The organism is Aquimarina sp. AD1 (genome assembly GCF_003443695.1).
GTDB lineage: Bacteria > Bacteroidota > Bacteroidia > Flavobacteriales > Flavobacteriaceae > Aquimarina > Aquimarina latercula.
Genome location: NZ_CP031966.1, coordinates 2,952,720 through 2,969,879 on the forward strand (window position 1 = coordinate 2,952,720; position 17,160 = coordinate 2,969,879).

General features: G+C 32.5%; 15 protein-coding genes. 13 read left to right on the forward strand and 2 right to left on the reverse strand.

Annotation, left to right across the window (positions count from 1 at the left end):
• Positions 1-6 precede the first annotated feature (6 nt).
• Positions 7-432: a hypothetical protein gene (locus D1815_RS12945; protein WP_118387440.1), complete on the reverse strand. Its 426-nt coding sequence runs from the start codon at positions 430-432 to the stop codon at positions 7-9.
• A gap of 120 nt (positions 433-552) precedes the next feature.
• A complete protein-coding gene (locus D1815_RS12950; protein WP_118387442.1) occupies positions 553-1,683 on the reverse strand; it encodes an ARPP-1 family domain-containing protein in 1,131 nt (376 codons plus the stop codon).
• 201 nt (positions 1,684-1,884) lie between these two features.
• On the opposite strand from D1815_RS12950, the gene D1815_RS12955 reads away from it, so the two are divergent.
• From D1815_RS12955 to D1815_RS13015, 13 genes are all read left to right on the forward strand, one after another.
• Complete coding sequence (locus D1815_RS12955) at positions 1,885-2,574, forward strand: DUF2064 domain-containing protein (protein WP_118387444.1); 690 nt, start codon at positions 1,885-1,887, stop codon at positions 2,572-2,574.
• 165 nt (positions 2,575-2,739) lie between these two features.
• On the forward strand, positions 2,740-5,874 hold the full coding sequence (locus D1815_RS12960; RefSeq protein WP_118387446.1) for a TonB-dependent receptor: 3,135 nt from the start codon (positions 2,740-2,742) through the stop codon (positions 5,872-5,874).
• 868 nt (positions 5,875-6,742) lie between these two features.
• Positions 6,743-7,432, forward strand: coding sequence for a hypothetical protein (locus D1815_RS12965; protein ID WP_027395316.1), 690 nt, complete (start codon positions 6,743-6,745; stop codon positions 7,430-7,432).
• Positions 7,417-8,808 carry an RtcB family protein gene (locus D1815_RS12970; protein ID WP_118387448.1) on the forward strand — a complete coding sequence of 464 codons (1,392 nt, stop codon included), beginning with the start codon at positions 7,417-7,419 and terminating at the stop codon, positions 8,806-8,808. The genes D1815_RS12965 and D1815_RS12970 overlap by 16 nt, the downstream gene beginning before the upstream one ends.
• Before the next feature lie 57 nt (positions 8,809-8,865).
• Positions 8,866-9,561 (forward strand): peptide chain release factor H, encoded by a 696-nt coding sequence (prfH, locus tag D1815_RS12975; protein ID WP_118387450.1) that lies wholly within the window; start codon positions 8,866-8,868, stop codon positions 9,559-9,561.
• Positions 9,562-9,565: 4 nt separating this feature from the next.
• Positions 9,566-10,111: a hypothetical protein gene (locus D1815_RS12980; RefSeq protein WP_027395313.1), complete on the forward strand. Its 546-nt coding sequence runs from the start codon at positions 9,566-9,568 to the stop codon at positions 10,109-10,111.
• 107 nt (positions 10,112-10,218) lie between these two features.
• Positions 10,219-10,767: a hypothetical protein gene (locus tag D1815_RS12985; protein WP_118387452.1), complete on the forward strand. Its 549-nt coding sequence runs from the start codon at positions 10,219-10,221 to the stop codon at positions 10,765-10,767.
• A 61-nt stretch (positions 10,768-10,828) separates the two neighbouring features.
• On the forward strand, positions 10,829-11,377 hold the full coding sequence (locus D1815_RS12990) for a 3'-5' exonuclease (protein WP_118387454.1): 549 nt from the start codon (positions 10,829-10,831) through the stop codon (positions 11,375-11,377).
• A 218-nt stretch (positions 11,378-11,595) separates the two neighbouring features.
• Positions 11,596-12,342, forward strand: a complete 747-nt coding sequence (locus D1815_RS12995; RefSeq protein WP_051336317.1) for a DUF547 domain-containing protein — start codon at positions 11,596-11,598, stop codon at positions 12,340-12,342.
• Positions 12,343-12,507: 165 nt separating this feature from the next.
• Positions 12,508-13,410: a hypothetical protein gene (locus D1815_RS13000; RefSeq protein WP_118387456.1), complete on the forward strand. Its 903-nt coding sequence runs from the start codon at positions 12,508-12,510 to the stop codon at positions 13,408-13,410.
• Positions 13,411-13,463: 53 nt separating this feature from the next.
• Positions 13,464-13,718 carry a hypothetical protein gene (locus tag D1815_RS13005; protein WP_155839768.1) on the forward strand — a complete coding sequence of 85 codons (255 nt, stop codon included), beginning with the start codon at positions 13,464-13,466 and terminating at the stop codon, positions 13,716-13,718.
• A 136-nt stretch (positions 13,719-13,854) separates the two neighbouring features.
• Positions 13,855-15,237 carry a cytochrome-c peroxidase gene (locus D1815_RS13010; RefSeq protein ID WP_118387458.1) on the forward strand — a complete coding sequence of 461 codons (1,383 nt, stop codon included), beginning with the start codon at positions 13,855-13,857 and terminating at the stop codon, positions 15,235-15,237.
• 176 nt (positions 15,238-15,413) lie between these two features.
• The gene (locus tag D1815_RS13015) at positions 15,414-16,784 is read left to right on the forward strand and encodes a cytochrome-c peroxidase (protein ID WP_118387460.1); all 1,371 of its coding nucleotides are present in this window, start codon (positions 15,414-15,416) and stop codon (positions 16,782-16,784) included.
• Positions 16,785-17,160 lie beyond the last annotated feature (376 nt).

The following is a 17,160-nucleotide window of genomic DNA, read 5'->3' on the forward strand; positions in this document are numbered from 1 at the left end:
AATCTTCTAGTATTCGTATAAAACAGTTTGGTCAGAATTTGTAATATTTAGCAAGACTTGATTCCCTTCAACTTGTAGATTCGAAATATCGAAATCCAATTCTTGGGTAATAAAAGCTTGACAAGCTTCTTCATTTTTCAATGACAATCTTAAATTTCTTTGTGGCGGATTGGATTCAAATACACTCTCGGAATCAATTAATTTTAGTTCCCAAGTATTTCCATCACAACCCGATGCACCAAAATTGACTTTTAAACAATTATCAGCTATTGCTACACTATTAATGGTTACTTGATCTGAAGGCGCATCCGCATATTCTGAAGCATCTACCAAAGTTGTAAAATCACAATTAGTTGGGTTTGCAACATCATCATCATTCGAACAGCTCAAAATTGTAACTCCGATTAAAAGAAGGACAAGTATATTTTTCATGATTAAAGTTATATGTTATTTCATAGATGAAACTCTTACCTAATGGTTGCGGTGAATTATACAAAATTTTTATAAAAGCTATTGCTATTTTTCAATCCAAACTTCAATACAACTAAACACCTAACGATTGCGCTGTTGTATTCTTCTGTAAGGAAAATCTTCTTTAGATTGAACAGCATTTGTCTTTTCATTTTTCATATAACTTTTATGGATCCACCTTTTCTTATCAGTATCTTCCGTAGTAAAAATTATATTCCCTTTGTTATTCTGAACGGTTCTGAAATTGGTTGTTTTATTAACGTTTTTAACCTCACCTTTATTTTCAGTTTTAATTTCATCCATAAACTTCGTTACATCTTTTACTGTACAAGCCTCATAATCCTTATCATTTTGTTCGCTAATAGCTTCGACAATAATCGATTCTAATATTTTATCCCACAAATTCTTAAAAAGACGTTGATTATTATAGATCTCTACTGCATAAACTTTACCGTTGATTGCGTATGCATATCCAATCGTATTGTCCGTTGTTAGTAAATCCTTAAACTTATTGTAATATTCTTTTTTTGCACTATCCAATTCGTCACTCTCTAGCGCTAATTGCAAGCTCGTATTGGATGCGTTATTGGCTACATTTACCATTTTTCCATTTTTTCTGGAAAGATTATCATTTAAACGATCCTTCTGTTCCGCTACTTTTCCCCAAACCTTACTCTGATTTTTTTCGTGTCTTGCAGCAAGTTTTAATTCTCTAGATGATAACATTTTGGTATTAGACGCAAAAGAAGAAAGAGTTTCATTACCACGTTGTCTCCATCTACCTTGTTCTACACAAAAACTTTGTAATTCTACATTCTTCGCTTTTGGAGGAATAATTACATCATAACTTATTGTTCTATCCTGTTTTCCTCCTTTTACAATATCTCCAGAATGAATAAATATATAATCATCGCTATTATTATCCAATAGCAATTGATTTACATTTCCTGTTTCTTTTACCGTCACTTCCCTTGTATTCATTCCTTCAGATAAGGTTTTATAAATATCACCAGATATTTTTTCTTCACCTGTAATCATAAATAACGTAAGATTCTGAAAACGTATTCCTTCCTTAATTTTAATTTCTTCTGTAATCTGTTCATTACTTGGATCATCAGTAATCTTCTGGTCATCAGAAACTTCGCCCTTTTTGAAACCAAAAAATAGAATACAAATACTAAAAACGGATAAAATAATTGAGTATACCTTCATGATTGTTTTTTTTCAAAAGTATCTAGTTGAATGACGATTCTCAATACATATCGAGTGAGATGACCTTTTCATTTAGGGAATTACTTTTACGATTTAGGTAACTCATAAAAGAAATACATTAAAAAAATAATCCACATTCTTTTGTAAGTTTTATTTCTTTATCTTGACTGAGTATGACAATTAATACCTTAAAGCACCTTTTTGATCTGTAATAAAAAAAATATTGCAATTCTAGTTTTTGCACTTTCGCAAGAAGAGGAAATTAAAAGAAAACCTTTTCTAAAGAATAGTTCATTACAATCAGATCTTACTTCTAGAACGATTACTTTAGTCAAAAAAACAGGATTAGATTATTTTGTATATAACGAACAACAACAATCCGGTACTGGTTTTGGAGAACGCTTTTCGAATGCAATCAGTGATATTTATAAAAAAGGGTATCATGCGGTAATTACATTGGGAAATGACACACCTAATCTTAGTAAGACCCATCTTCTAAAAGCAGTTGAGGCTATACAAAAAGGACACTCTGCGATTGGTCCTTCTTATGATGGAGGTTTCTATCTTTTAGGAATTCATAAAGAGACTTTTCATAAAAAAGAATTTGCTCAATTTTCTTGGAACACTTCTAATGTAAGAAATGAACTTTATGCATATCTACAGTCTTATAATAGGTCTTTTTCTCAATTAGATTTTCTATATGATCTGGATCATTTTTCCGATATTACAAACATATATAAAACACTTCCATTTCTGTTAAAAAAATTACGAAGTGTATTACAAAGAATATTTCAAAAAAGGGAAAAAACAACTTCTTCCGGACAAATACTCCTATTACATATTTCATTAAAAATATATTATAATAAAGGGTCTCCGCATCTTATCTACTAATATGTAAAAAAGATGTTTTTTTAGACATCATATCCTCTTATTTTATTAAAAAAACACTAATCAACCTATGGATGATATCGTGTATTGATGCGTCTAAGTAATCTTAAACGTTTCGATAAACGTCTTACTATGTGGTTAATGATACGCTCAATTATATTATAATACATGAAACTCTTTCTTAAAGTCATTTTTATTTTTTTTACACCTTATCTAATCATTTCTCAAGAAACCACAGGAACACTTCAGGGAACACTTACCGATACCGAAAATAACCCAATACCATTTGCAACTATTCAATGTATTGATGTTTCTACCAATTACAAATACGGAACTATTTCAGAAGAAAATGGTTTTTATAATATCACCAACCTATCTCCATCTAACACTTATAAGTTACAAATTTCATATGTTGGCTTTCAGACCGTCATAGAAGAAAATGTTAGGATTCAATTGGGAAATACCACTATTAAAAACTTTGTGATGTCTGAGGATAGTGTATCCTTAGAAACTGTTGTAGTAACAGGTTCTTCTAAAAGTCAAAAAAACGGTAATAAAACCTTACTAGGAAAACGAGAACTTAGAACCACTCCAACTATCAACAGAAGTATTCAGGATCTTACTAAAAATCTAACAGAAAATAACCTTAATTCTTTTGGTGGTGCTAGTAATCGTTTTAACAATCTTAATATCGATGGTATTGCCAATAATGATGTGATCGGTTTTCAGGAACCTGCAAGTGGAGCGGCAGGATCCTCTGCCAACGGAACCCCAGGAAGTCTCTCTAGAACCCAACCAATTGGATTAGGTGCAGTAAAAGAACTTTCCGTAAAACTAGCTCCGTTTGATGTAAGTATCGGAAATTTTAGCGGTGCTAGCATTAATTTAGTAACTAAAAATGGGACAAATACCACAAAAGCAGTAGTATATGGATACGGAAACAATCAGCTTTTATTAGGTAACTATGCAGATGGTATCAAGCAAGAAAGTGCTAACTTCTATGATGTTCAGTTTGGAGGTGGAATCGGAGGACCGATTATAAAAGATAAATTATTTTATTATGTAAATGTGGAACAGGCACTTTCTGACAATCCTGTATTAAATGCTCCTGGTAGTGCAACCTCTAATATTTCTTCAGAAGATGTACAATTAATTGCTGACCGTCTAATTTCTGAATACAATTATGATCCAGGTTCTTTTACCAACGCTTCTATTAAAACTGCAAGTACCAAAATATTTGCTCGATTAGATTATAATCTATCAGGTCAGCATAAAATTACAGTACGTAATAACTATGTAAACAGTTTTGCTGATAATTTAGAATGGAGCTCTTCTATATTTAACTTTGGGAATCAAGGATATCGACATAACAGTATTGCCAATAGCTTAGCATTGGAGTTAAAATCCAATCTTACTAATGGAATTACGAATCAACTTACATTAGGATACAATACGGTAAAAGAAGACAGAGATTTTGATGGACGTGTATTTCCACATATCCAGATAGCTTCTAATTCTAGTAATCGCATATTTGCCGGAACCTATAGAGAAGCTTCCGTGTATAGCACTGATTTCTCTACACTGCAATTAGCCGATAAAATATCGTACACTTCACAAAAACATACAATTACCGCAGGCGGATTAGCGCAGTTTCATGATGTAGATTATGGGTTTTTATCTGCTTGGAACGGGCGTTGGGAGTACCGATCTGTACAAGATTTTTTAGATGATAGCCCTAGTCGAGTGCGTGGCGTCTACAATATTAACAATAATGATTTTGATTTTGTAACTAGCCGACCATCCGCAACCGTTTCGGTTATAGAAACAGCGCTTTATCTACAAGATCAATTCAGAATTTCTAACCGATTTTCTGTTACCGCAGGTATTCGACTCGACGCTCAATTCTTACCAAGTGACTTACCGATAAGTCAAGAAGTATTGAACACACCAGAGTTCAGTCAGTTTGATAACAAAATTTCCAATGCACCGCAATTTAATCCTCGATTAGGATTCAATTATTCATTAGATACTAATAATAGATATAGATTACGTGGAGGTACTGGACTATTTTCCGGTAGAATCCCATATTTATGGTTTGCTTATGTAGAATATATATCTGGAACAGAATATTTTAACATCGACTTACGTCCCACAGATGCTACTCCACTTACGGAGAACCTGGCAGATTTGCGCAGTGTACAACCTAATCTTACCGAAATTAATTTAATTGATAATGATTTTACATTACCTAGAGAATGGAAAACTAATGTAGCTTTTGAAGCAAAATTACCTCATCAATGGAATGTAAATCTCGAAGGAACGTATACCGAAGTATTAAATGGATTATTTTTTCAATCCATCAATCGCAGAAATGAACTTGGGAATTTTGCTGGTGCAGACAATCGTCCTTATTTTCTGCAAACAGGTGAGGATATAAAAATTAATCAAAATTTTACCAATGTATTCCTATTAACCAATACAGATAAAGGATACCGTTACAATATAACCGCTAATGTTTCTAAAAGAATTGGAAATTATAGAGGAACTGTTGGATATACCTACGGTAAAAGTAAAGATATCTCAAGTACTGTAAGAAGTTCTCCTGCAGCCAACTTCGAGTGGAATCAGGCTATTTTCGGGAATGAACCTGCTATTTCTTTTTCTAATTTTGATCTAAGACATAAGATAGTATCCACACATTCTTACGATATTAATTTTGGAAAAACCAATACTGCATCTATTTCATTTTTATATAATGGTCGTTCTGGAAGCCCTTATTCCTTTGTATACCAAGGAGATCCTAATCGAGATGGTTCCTCTAGAAATGATCTCATATATGTACCTAGAGACCAATCAGAAATACAACTAGTAGATATTGTAGATAATAATGGCATTGTTACGAGCTCAGCAAATGAACAATGGCAACAATTAAACAACTATATCGAGAACAATTCTTATTTAAGAAGCAGAAGAGGTAATTATGTAGAAAGAAATGGAGCCAAAACTCCTTGGAATCACGAATTAGATATGAAGTTGCAATATGGAAAACAACTAAAAAATGGACATAGTATCACAGTATCTTTAGATATGTTAAATGTATTTAACTTTATCAATCGTGATTGGGGACGTTTAGTATTTGTACCTAATGTAGTTAATTCAAGTTTTAGTTTACTCAATTTTGTTGGAATAGAAAATGAACAACCGCAATATCAATTTAATGTCGATCCAGATGAGCAACCTTGGAACATAGATTTACAAAACTCTAGATGGAGAGCACAAATTGGGATTAAATATGGTTTCTAGAAATCTTACTTATCTTATTCAGAATCAAAATGAATTATTCCTAAAATTTGGAACTTATTTAAGAATAAACTGATATTTGCAATATAAATAAGAACAAAAAAACAAGTTTAAAATATCTATGAATCTATTTTGTACACATAAAAAAGGACGCTGTAAAGCTGTTTTCGAATCGAAAGCATAGATAAAAAACTAGAGAAATATATATTCTAAAGGGCGTCCAAAAAAAATGGACGCTTTTTTTATGTATTATTTTTTAGAAACTATGAACATTCAATAAAATGTTGTTTGAGCGATACTCATAAGAACTACAGTTAATTAGCAAATAGATCAATATTCGTTACTAAACGAACAGGAATACTTTTGCCTAAAAATAAACACAAATTACTGATAGTCAATAAATTAAATTGAAAAATAATTTGCATACTTAAAAAATAGATTTCATATTTGCACCGCAATACAGCAACAAAAATAATAACTATTAATAACCGAAGTAATATGACATTTAAAAACATATATACATATACACTAAGAGAACCAGGTTCTTTTATGCGTATGCTTCGAGATTTCTATAATTCATAAACTGATCCTATCAGTTTGATTTAAAGTCCGAAGCCTGAAAAAGTTTCGGACTTTTTACTTTCAATAACTTAAAACATATTCAATTCTTGGATTGGACTCTTTCAACGAGTTTAATACAGTACCACTGAAGTGTTGTTATGAATAATTCTTTCCGAAAAACAAAATAAACAAACATTAACCTAAACAATAATCAAATGAAATTTTATAACCAAAATAGTTAGGATTTCAGATATCAAAAGGTATGCTGGAATCATTATTAAGACAATTATGAATTAAATAAAAATGTCTAATGAAACCGGCACATATTAAAAGCCAAAGACAAAAAGAGATTCGTCGTATTCAAAAAAGGCAGCGTAAAATCTGGGAAGAACAACGAAATCTAGGGTATATAAAATTAGAAAAACCTATTCGTCATGGTTGGTTTAAAGAATCTGTAATTACCAAAAATGTAGAAAAATATAAAAATCAAAAATACATTGAAGAATTACACAAAAAGTTAGAAAAATCATTTTGGGGAAGAACCAAAGAAGAAGCTGATAAAAAATGGCTTCAGGAAACTTCAAAATATTTAATTAACAAAGAATTGCCAACCATAAGTCGTAGGTCCTTTAATAAGCTTAGTGATGGTGCACAAAGAATGTGTGTTCCCTTCAGGTATTATACTAAGGAAAAGAGATTAAAACTTCGGTTTTATGTCAATCTACCGAAAGGTACATATAGGATCAAATTTACGAAAGCTTATGTAACACATAGCAAACGAATAGATCCAAAACTGGAAAGTGAAGATGCATTACTAGACCAAAGGTTGTTAAAAAATGGATACTTCGAGGAGGTACAAAAACAATACAACTGGAAAGATTATTGGCAGATTTCAAAAGGAAGAAAAGAAAAGCTCAAAACGAATAGCAAATTAAGGGGTCTTAAAAAACATAAGATCCAAGAAATTATAAAAGAAGAAATATCATGGGAAAGAAATTAAGCGGAAAAGACTTAATCAAATTAGGCTTTCCAAAAAACAATAGTATTAATGTGACGTTGGGTCAGATTAATCGATATCAAAAAAGAGTAAAAAAAGAACACATATTAATAGAAGCTAAAAAGGTATTATTAAATCCAGAAGCCTATCAAGGTGATGGCGTATGGGGCAAGATTGCTGAGAGTTTACTAAAGCCAGTGGAAGTAAAAAAGCACGCTTTAAAAACTACCAGATCACCATTTCAGATTTATGGCGAAAATGAAATCGATGAGCAAGCAAAATACCAATTGTATGATGCACTCAAGTTACCAGTAGCAGTTGCGGGAGCTTTAATGCCAGATGCACATAGCGGATATGGTTTGCCTATTGGCGGAGTGCTTGCCACAAAAAATGCCGTGATTCCATACGGTGTTGGAGTAGATATCGGATGTAGAATGTGTCTAACAATTTATCCGATTGCTATCTCCTATTTAAAAGGGAAAAAGCATCAATTGGAAAACATATTGTCTGAGCATACCAAATTCGGGATGTATGAAACCCATAAAATAAAGCATGATCATGAGATCTTTGAAAGAGAAGAGTTTAAGAACATACCTCTAGTAAAAAGATTGAAAGACAAAGCATATAAACAATTGGGAACATCTGGTGGTGGTAATCATTTTGTAGAATTTGGAACTGTAGCTATTACAGATACAGAAAATGAATGGGGATTGGATGTAGGTACATATATAGGTGTGCTATCACATAGTGGTTCCAGAGGATTGGGAGCCAATATTGCAAAACACTATACTTATTTAGCAACCAAACAATGTCCATTGCCAAAACACGTACAACAATTAGCTTGGCTAGATCTAAATACGCATGATGGTCAGGAATATTGGTTAGCAATGAATCTTGCTGGAGATTATGCGCAAGCATGTCACGATGATATTCATGCCAGAATCGGAAAATTATTAGGATCACGACCTGTTGCAAAAATTGAAAATCATCACAATTTTGCTTGGAAACAAGAAGTAAATGGCGAGGAGTGCATCGTGCATAGAAAAGGAGCTACTCCTGCTGCAAAAGGTGAGCTAGGAATTATTCCGGGATCTATGACAGCTCCAGGATTTATAGTGAGAGGATTAGGGAACCCAGAAAGTTTGCAATCTGCATCACACGGTGCTGGAAGATTACATTCTAGAAGAAAGTGTAAAGAGAGATTTACCAAGAGTGATATCAAAAAAGAATTGAAAGCAAATGATGTTACATTAATTGGTGGAGGAATTGATGAAGCACCTATGGCGTACAAGGATATTACTAAAGTAATGGCGAATCAACAAGAGTTGGTTGAGGTAGTTGGAACATTTACACCAAAAATCGTGCGAATGGATAAGTAAGATATTGAGGAGTTTAATGAATCAAAAACTCCTCAATGCTTAAAAAAGAATATAAAAATGAAAACTAAAATAATTCAAATAACCGCTGGACGAGGACCCGTAGAATGTTGCTGGGTAGTAGCGCAAGTATTAAAACTATTTCTTGAAGACATTAAAAATAACGGATATACATACAGCATACTACAAAGAGAAAAAGGTTTTGAAAATGGAACCTTACAATCTGCAACAATACAAGTAAAAGGAAAAGAACTAGACCTTTTTATAGCGTCGTGGATAGGAACCATTCAATGGATTGGGACCTCTAAATTCCGGAAGCATCATAAAAGGAAAAATTGGTTTATCGGGATGTATGAAGTAAAACAGGAACAAACCATAGCTATTAAAGAAAAAGACATTTCTTTTCAGGCAATGCGCAGTTCAGGTCCTGGCGGCCAAAATGTAAACAAAGTAAATTCTGCAGTACGTGCTACCTATCATCCTACAGGAGATCAAGTAGTAGTCATGGATAGCAGATCGCAACATCAAAATAAAAAAACCGCTATAGAACGATTAAAAGAAAAAGTACATCAAAGTCAGCTTTCCAAATTACAACAGTCGCTAAGCGACCAATGGGAAAATCACTTGAATATACAGCGGGGTAACCCAATTAGAATATTTAAGGGTACTGATTTTAAGAAAAAACATAAGAAACAATCGTATGCGTCGAATCGACAACAATTAAAAAAAGATTTGCGCAACGAACTAAAAAATTAAGATCATGGGGAATTTACTAGACAAATATCTATTTCAGGCATTGGATGCATATCCATATAACTTAGAAGAAGCTGTAGAATCATTGAACTATGCGTTGTCATATGATGAAAAAAATCCAATGGCGCTTTGTTTAATGGGGCAGATTTATGCTGAAAACCTTAAAAATTATGAAACCGCAAAAGAGTATTACCAACAAGCACTGGCAGAAGATATGTATGCATTAGATGTATATCCTAAATATATCAATGTATTGCTTTGGAATGAAGATTATAATGAAGCAGAAAAATTAATTGACTTTGCGGTAACCTTAAAAGGTACAGACAAGGCACTTCTATACCTTAAAAAAGGAATTCTTTTTGAACAGCAAGAAATGTACAAAGAAGCACTTGTCTCTCTTGAAATTGCCAAAGAATATACCTATAACAATTATTTCATGAGTGATATCGAAGGTGAAGAAAAAAGGATAAAAGACAAAATGCCCAAAAAGAAGAAAAAAAAAGGTAAAAAGACCAATACATCTTCTAAAAAAGCGAAGAAGAAAAAGAAATAATAATCATCTGTCATTCGCGAGTAGGTTGGAATCCAAATAAGGAATTACCTTATCAAATAACAATGGATCCTGGGCTACAGCGTGATGACAAAAAATAAAAAAGAAATATGGGAGCTCCACATAACAAAAAAAGATATGGAGAACTATGGCCTAGCTATAGAATCCAATATGCATTAGAAATATTAGTATCTCTCAAAGATGTAGTGATATTATCTGGAGGTTGGGCCTGGCATTTTCTATCGCCATTAGACCACACAGAATATAAACATGCACACGATCATAAGGATATTGATCTTTTTGTTGATCCAAAAAATGTTGCCGAGGTAATGAACATATTACTGGAAAATAATTTCCAAAAGGTATGGACGCGATATGATCAATTACCAAGTGATGAGAATTTTAGAAGATACGAAAAAACTATACTTACAGAAGATGAAAAATCCGTGAGAGTCACAATTGACTTTTTTGTAAAATCTAATATTCCTAATCGTATGGCAAAAGGATGGAGTATTGTGGAACCTTCTTATCTACTTGGGCTATATTCTAATATTCATTCTAGTGACAAATGCTGGGCAGTACAATCAGCAATCAAACTATTGGATCAAAACATTGACCCTTTAGATAGAGAAGAATTAGTAACAATTCCGAAAAATTAAAAACAACAGGACCTTACATCTGTAACAGCAGATTGTGAGGTCCATAATTATAAAGACTAAAATGAAAACAATAAATACAATCATAATCATTGACCTGGAAGCGACATGCTGGAATGGCCCAATACCAAAAGGACAAGTACCTGAGATCATAGAGATAGGTATCTGTTTATTGAATACAGAAACTGGAGAGATTTCTAAAAATGATGGAATACTCATCAAACCAGAACGATCCGAAGTAAGTCCTTTCTGCACAGAATTAACTACGATTACGCAGGACCTATTAAATAAAGAAGGTATATCATTTATTGAGGCTTGTGAAATTGTAAGAAATAAATATCAGGGACACCAACATACTTGGGCAAGTTATGGTCAATATGATTTAAATATGATGAAAAAACAATGTAGTTTTAGAGAAATAGAATATCCATTATCTCAAAATCATATCAATGTAAAAGAGCTTTTTACTAAAACTAGAGGCCTTCGAAAAAAAGTTGGAATGAATGGAGCATTAGAGATCTTAAATATCTCTTTAGAAGGAACCCATCATAGAGGAATTGATGATGCCAGAAACATAGCTAAAATTTTGGACTGGTGTATAAGTCAAAATTAAGGCTAAATTATGTCCGGGGAAAATTCAAAAAAACACAAATTGTTAAATTTTTATAAAGTTATGTTAATGGTTTTACAGTAATGTAGTTACAACCTTACAATAAATTGTAAGAAATTACGTGTATTTCATCGAATTTTCACACTAAAAACCTGTTTTTAGCCCAATTTTTAGGTAACTTATCTAACTACTAACAAAAAAACCCCTAAAATAACTTCAAGATGAAAGCTCTTAAAACCCCTTTATTTTTTTTAATTTTATTGTCATTTTTCAACATTAATTCACAAGAAATTGTAGATCATAATGCATGGGATCAGATTCTGGTTCTTAACGTGACCGACGAAGGTTTGGTTGACTATGATGGTGTTACAAATGACGTATTAGTATTTTATAAATACTTTAGATATCTACAAAACATTTCTCCAGAAGATCATTGGAGTAAAGAAGAAAAATTAGCCTACTGGCTCAATGTGTACAATGCTACTGTTATGAAAATGATTATTGATGAATATCCTATAGCATCCATAAATCAAATAGAAAATCCATGGAAACGTAAAGCATTTAAATCAAAAGATGTTCGATATAGTTTAGATGACATTGAACATAGTATCTTAAGAAAATTTGGAGATCCTAGAATTCATTTTTTACTTAATTGTGGATCTATGTCTTCGCCAAGGTTATGGAATAGAGCATACACTAGTAGTAATATAGATTATGCCTTAGAGGAAAGAACCCGAGAATTTATCAATGATCCACAGAGAAATCAAATTAATTCTAAAACAGTTAGAATCTCTCAATTATTCGAATGGTACGAAGATGATTTTGCCAGTAATCATATGGATGTAATTGATTTTATAAATGAATATTCAACCATTACTATTGATAAGCAAATAACTAAAAAGTATGTTACCTATGATTGGAGCCTTAATAAAAATGACAAAAAGACTCCAATAACAAGCAACAATTAGCCTCTTTAATTTATCAAATTTTTATCCTTTTTAGCCAAAAACAATATTCATATAGTACTTTAGGTAGTATCCAACTTACTCATCTTTAGAACAAGATAAGAGTTTTAGATACTATCACTTTATACCAAATATGTAATCACTTTTAAAACCTAAATACACCTAATTATGATTAACATTACCAACCTTAAAATGACAACAGTAATATGTTGTTTAATGTTTTTTTCATCGGTATCTGCACAAACTATTATAAATGGATTTTTTCCACAAAAAAACGATTTTACTTTAGCTTCCTCTTATTCCTATAAAAGTTATGACAATTTTTTTCGTGGTAGTGATCAAACCAACTCAAACCCGATGAATATGGGAGAAATCTCATCAACTGTTATAAGTGTATATGGTGAATATGGCATACTTAATTGGTTATCTACTACGGTAACGCTACCTTATATTTCTACTCAAAATGAAACAGGAGTTTTAGATCCTGTGTCCCAAACCGATGAGGTAAATGGAATACAAGATTTAAGTCTTTTCTTAAAAGCAAAAGTTCTAGAAAAAAATCTGGATGCTGCAAAAGTAGCAATTGGAGGCGCTGCTGGCGTTTCTGTTCCTGTAGGAGGGTATGAAGAGGCTGGGATACTTTCTTTAGGCAATGGTGCGACTGCTGTAGATGGTTGTGGTTTTATTCAACTTAGTACCCCTTCCAATCTTTTTGTCGAATTACAGGCTGCATATAGTTTAAGAAATAATTCAGATTTTGAAATTCCAAACGCTACTCTTTTTAGTGCTAAACTTGGATACTATAACAAATGGTTTTATGCACATGCAAAAGTTGGAACTCAGAATTCATTAGATGGATTAGATATAGGAACGCCCGAGTTTGCTGCTGCTGGTGGAGCTGCTGCATTACCAGAAACAGAAGTAGATTACACTAATTTTTATCTTAACCTCTATGTCCCAATATATAAACAAAGTATAGGGATATCTTCTGGATACACAACTAATATGAGTGGAAAAAACTACGATCGAGCTTCAGGTTTCTCTCTAGGATTAGTATACAAAGCAGAGTAAACCCATATACAATTAATTTATCTTAAAATAACCTATTAATAAAAATTTACCCCGTGAAAAAAATACCCCTACTTATTGCCCTTATGACCTTGATTTCTTGTGAAAAAGATGATTTTATATTACTAGAAAAAGAAATAATTGAGTACAAAACTGATAATGTATCTCAAAATACTGAAATGCTAGCAGAAAATCTTGAAGAACGTTTTAATTATATAGAACCAACTAAAACTGAAATAATCAATCTTGTACCATTTAAAGGAAATAGCTTAAGAGATATCAATGTATCAATTGATATCTCTACTCCATAAAAAAATAAATACTCTTTCTTGACTAAAGCTCTTATATCAAGAATAAATTTTTATTGCAACTAGAAAATTATTTCTCAAAATGATTATTCAAGATATAAAACGAAAAAATATAACATTTTAATTTAAACTTATTTTCATGAAAAAGATATACTTACTTATCCTTATTTTGGGACTATTTTCCTGTGAAAAGGATGATTATATATTACTAGACAAAGAAGTAGATCAAACATCATTTTCGAAAGCACCTTTAGGGCCAACTGGATTAGACAAACAAGTCTTAGATCAATTAGAAATCATTTCTGGTGGGATTGGAGCAGCTTATTTTATACTTCCTGATAGTAATCAATTTAATAATATTCCTCAAGACCCATTAAACCCAATAACTCCTGAAAAAGTAGCTTTAGGAAAGCTTCTATTTCATGAAACCGCCACTGGAGGAAATCCTACAACTGCTTCTAATTTATTTACATATTCATGCGCATCTTGTCATCATGCTGCCGCAGGTTTTGCTGCTGGTATTAGACAAGGGATTGGAGAAGCAGGAATAGGTTTTGGAACTAGTGGAGAAGGAAGAACTTTTGATCCTAATATTGCAGTAAGTGATTCCGATATTCAACCTATTAAGTCACCAACTGTATTAAATGTTGCATATCAAGATATCATGTTATGGAATGGGCAATTCGGAGGTTCTGGAACAAATCTTGGTACCGAAGCAAATTGGACAAATATTCCTGAAAATTTTATTGGTTTTGAAGGTGTTGAGGTTCAAGCCATAAAAGGACAAGGAGTACATCGATTATTAGTAGACGATAATTTTGTTTCTAATTTTGGATATCAACAAATGTTTGATGATGCCTTCCCTGGTTCTCCAGTAAATGAAAGATATACTACTACAAATGCAGCACTGGCTATCGCCGCATACGAAAGAACCGTATTACCGAATCAATCTCCTTGGCAAGAGTGGCTTAAAGGAAACTACAGTGCTTTATCTAATGATGAGAAAAAAGGTGCAAAGGCATTCTTTGGTGATGGAAAATGTTATCAATGTCATACTGGGCCAGCACTAAATGATAAAAATTTCTATGCCTTTGGTATGGGAGATTTTGATAATACAAGTGATGCGTTTGTTCTCGCAAATGTAAATTTCGAAGATGTTAAAAAAGGAAGAGGTGGTTTTACAAAAGTTGCTGCGGATAACTATAAGTTTAAAACCCCTACTTTATATAATCTAACGGATAATGGTATTTACGGACATGGAGGAACTTTTACCTCTATAAAGGAAGTTGTTGAGTATAAAATTGATGGTGTCCCTCAAAGCAATGAAGTCCCATCAGAGAATCTTGCAACACAATTTGGTGATATCAAACTAAATAAAACTGAAATAGATAATCTCGTATCATTCATTGAAAATAGCTTAAGAGATCCCAATCTTACGAGATATGTACCTCAATCTATAAATTCTGGAAATTGTTTCCCTAATAATGATTTAGCTTCGAGAGTAGATCTTGGATGCGATTAGAAAATTTTCTTTAAAAAATTAAATACCAAAACATAATATTATTTTACATCATGCTACAGCTCATTGATAACTATTTCCCCGAATAGATTGCTTAAAACATACATCAATGAGCTTATCATGATTATCCTTAATAATTATCCGTTTATCACTAACAATATAATTTGAACTCATTGCAAATGAAAAAAATAGTTTTTTTTATAATTGTCCTCATTTTCTTTTCTTGTGAAAAAGATGAATACTTCCCAATAAATGAATCTATCATTAAAACAACAACCAGTCCTTCTGAACTAGATATAAAACTTTTAACTAAACTAGATAGTGTAACAGATGGCGAAGGAGTTTCTTTTTTTATCCTCCCTGATAGTGACAATTACGAAAACATCCCACAAGACCCTTTAAACCCTATTACTTCGGAAAAGGTCGCTTTAGGAAAACTTCTATTTCATGAAACTGCCACAGGTGGAAATCCAAAAACAGCATCGAATTTATTCACGTATTCCTGTGCTTCATGCCATCATGCTGCTGCAGGTTTTAGTGCGGGCGTTAGACAAGGTATTGGAGAAGGAGGAGTAGGATTTGGATCAAAGGGCGAAAATCGAAGCTTTAATTCGATTATTCCCACCAATGATATCGATATACAACCCATACGTTCTCCTACCATACTAAATGTAGCCTATCAAGATGTAATGCTCTGGAATGGGCAGTTTGGCGGGACAGGAACAAATGAAGGAACCGAAGCTAATTGGACCGGTATACCAGAGAATGCTTTGGGGTTTCAAGGTGTAGAAGTACAAGCTTTAAAAGGACAGGATGTTCATAGATTGTTAGTGAATAAAAAATTTGCCAAAGACTTCAATTACAAAAAGATGTTTAACAAAGCATTTCCGGAAATCCTAAAAGAAGAACGCTATACAAGAGAAACAGCTGGATTAGCTATTGCAGCATATGAAAGAACCGTACTTCCTAATCAATCTCCTTGGCAAAAATGGCTTAAAGGAGATTACAACGCGTTAACAAATAAAGAAAAAAGAGGTGCAAAAATGTTCTTTGGAAAAGCAAAATGTTTTAAATGTCATAACGGACCAGCGCTAAATGACAAAAACTTTTATGCACTTGGCATGGGGGATTTTGATGATACTGATAGTGCTTTGGTACAGGATGATACTAATTTTCCTAATGTAAAAAGAGGAAGAGGAGGGTTTACAAATAAACCAAGAGATTATTATAAGTTCAAAACTCCTACGCTATACAACCTCATAGACAATGGCGTTTTTGGCCATGGAGGAACTTTTACTTCCGTTAGGGATATTGTAGAGTATAAGCTTAAGGGAGTTCCAGAAAACATTGAAGTACCTGAAGAGAGGCTACACAGATTATTTACAAATGTTCAGAGTTTAAGAGAAAATCAAATAAATAACTTGGTTTTATTTATAGAGAATGGACTTAGAGATCCAAACCTAATTAGATATGTACCAGATACAATAAACTCCGGAAATTGTTCTCCTAATAATGATGTGGTGTCAAGAATAGATCTTGGCTGTGAATAGAAAATTTATTTTTATCATTTTTTAAAAAACAACACTGAACATTTCACGCAATCGTCATTTTTATATCATGCTCCAGCTCATTGAAGACTATTTCCCAAATAAAATAGCCTAACACAAATTGTACAATGAGCTTTGCATGATTTTTCTTATTCGGTTAGTAACATTATTTTACTATCAACTATATAATATCCGAATACTGATCACCAATATATTTTTTTAGAAAAAACGTCCCCTTTTCATCTAAATCAAAATTTATTAATTGGTGATCAGTTTATAAACAAATATTCATTCCCAATAAATGTATTCTATTTGCATTCGGAATTATGAATTTTACGTTAAGTAATTCGATCATATTAATAGAACGAATCTATAGAAG

Coding starts and splice junctions, on each gene's coding strand:
- D1815_RS12995 (WP_051336317.1), top strand. CDS start 11,596: ATGAAAGCTCTTAAAACCCCTTTATTTTTTTTAATTTTATTGTCATTT.
- D1815_RS12985 (WP_118387452.1), top strand. CDS start 10,219: ATGGGAGCTCCACATAACAAAAAAAGATATGGAGAACTATGGCCTAGC.
- D1815_RS13000 (WP_118387456.1), top strand. CDS start 12,508: ATGATTAACATTACCAACCTTAAAATGACAACAGTAATATGTTGTTTA.
- prfH (WP_118387450.1), top strand. CDS start 8,866: ATGAAAACTAAAATAATTCAAATAACCGCTGGACGAGGACCCGTAGAA.
- D1815_RS12945 (WP_118387440.1), bottom strand. CDS start 432: ATGAAAAATATACTTGTCCTTCTTTTAATCGGAGTTACAATTTTGAGC.
- D1815_RS12970 (WP_118387448.1), top strand. CDS start 7,417: ATGGGAAAGAAATTAAGCGGAAAAGACTTAATCAAATTAGGCTTTCCA.
- D1815_RS12965 (WP_027395316.1), top strand. CDS start 6,743: ATGAAACCGGCACATATTAAAAGCCAAAGACAAAAAGAGATTCGTCGT.
- D1815_RS12980 (WP_027395313.1), top strand. CDS start 9,566: ATGGGGAATTTACTAGACAAATATCTATTTCAGGCATTGGATGCATAT.
- D1815_RS13010 (WP_118387458.1), top strand. CDS start 13,855: ATGAAAAAGATATACTTACTTATCCTTATTTTGGGACTATTTTCCTGT.
- D1815_RS13015 (WP_118387460.1), top strand. CDS start 15,414: ATGAAAAAAATAGTTTTTTTTATAATTGTCCTCATTTTCTTTTCTTGT.
- D1815_RS12960 (WP_118387446.1), top strand. CDS start 2,740: ATGAAACTCTTTCTTAAAGTCATTTTTATTTTTTTTACACCTTATCTA.
- D1815_RS12990 (WP_118387454.1), top strand. CDS start 10,829: ATGAAAACAATAAATACAATCATAATCATTGACCTGGAAGCGACATGC.
- D1815_RS12950 (WP_118387442.1), bottom strand. CDS start 1,683: ATGAAGGTATACTCAATTATTTTATCCGTTTTTAGTATTTGTATTCTA.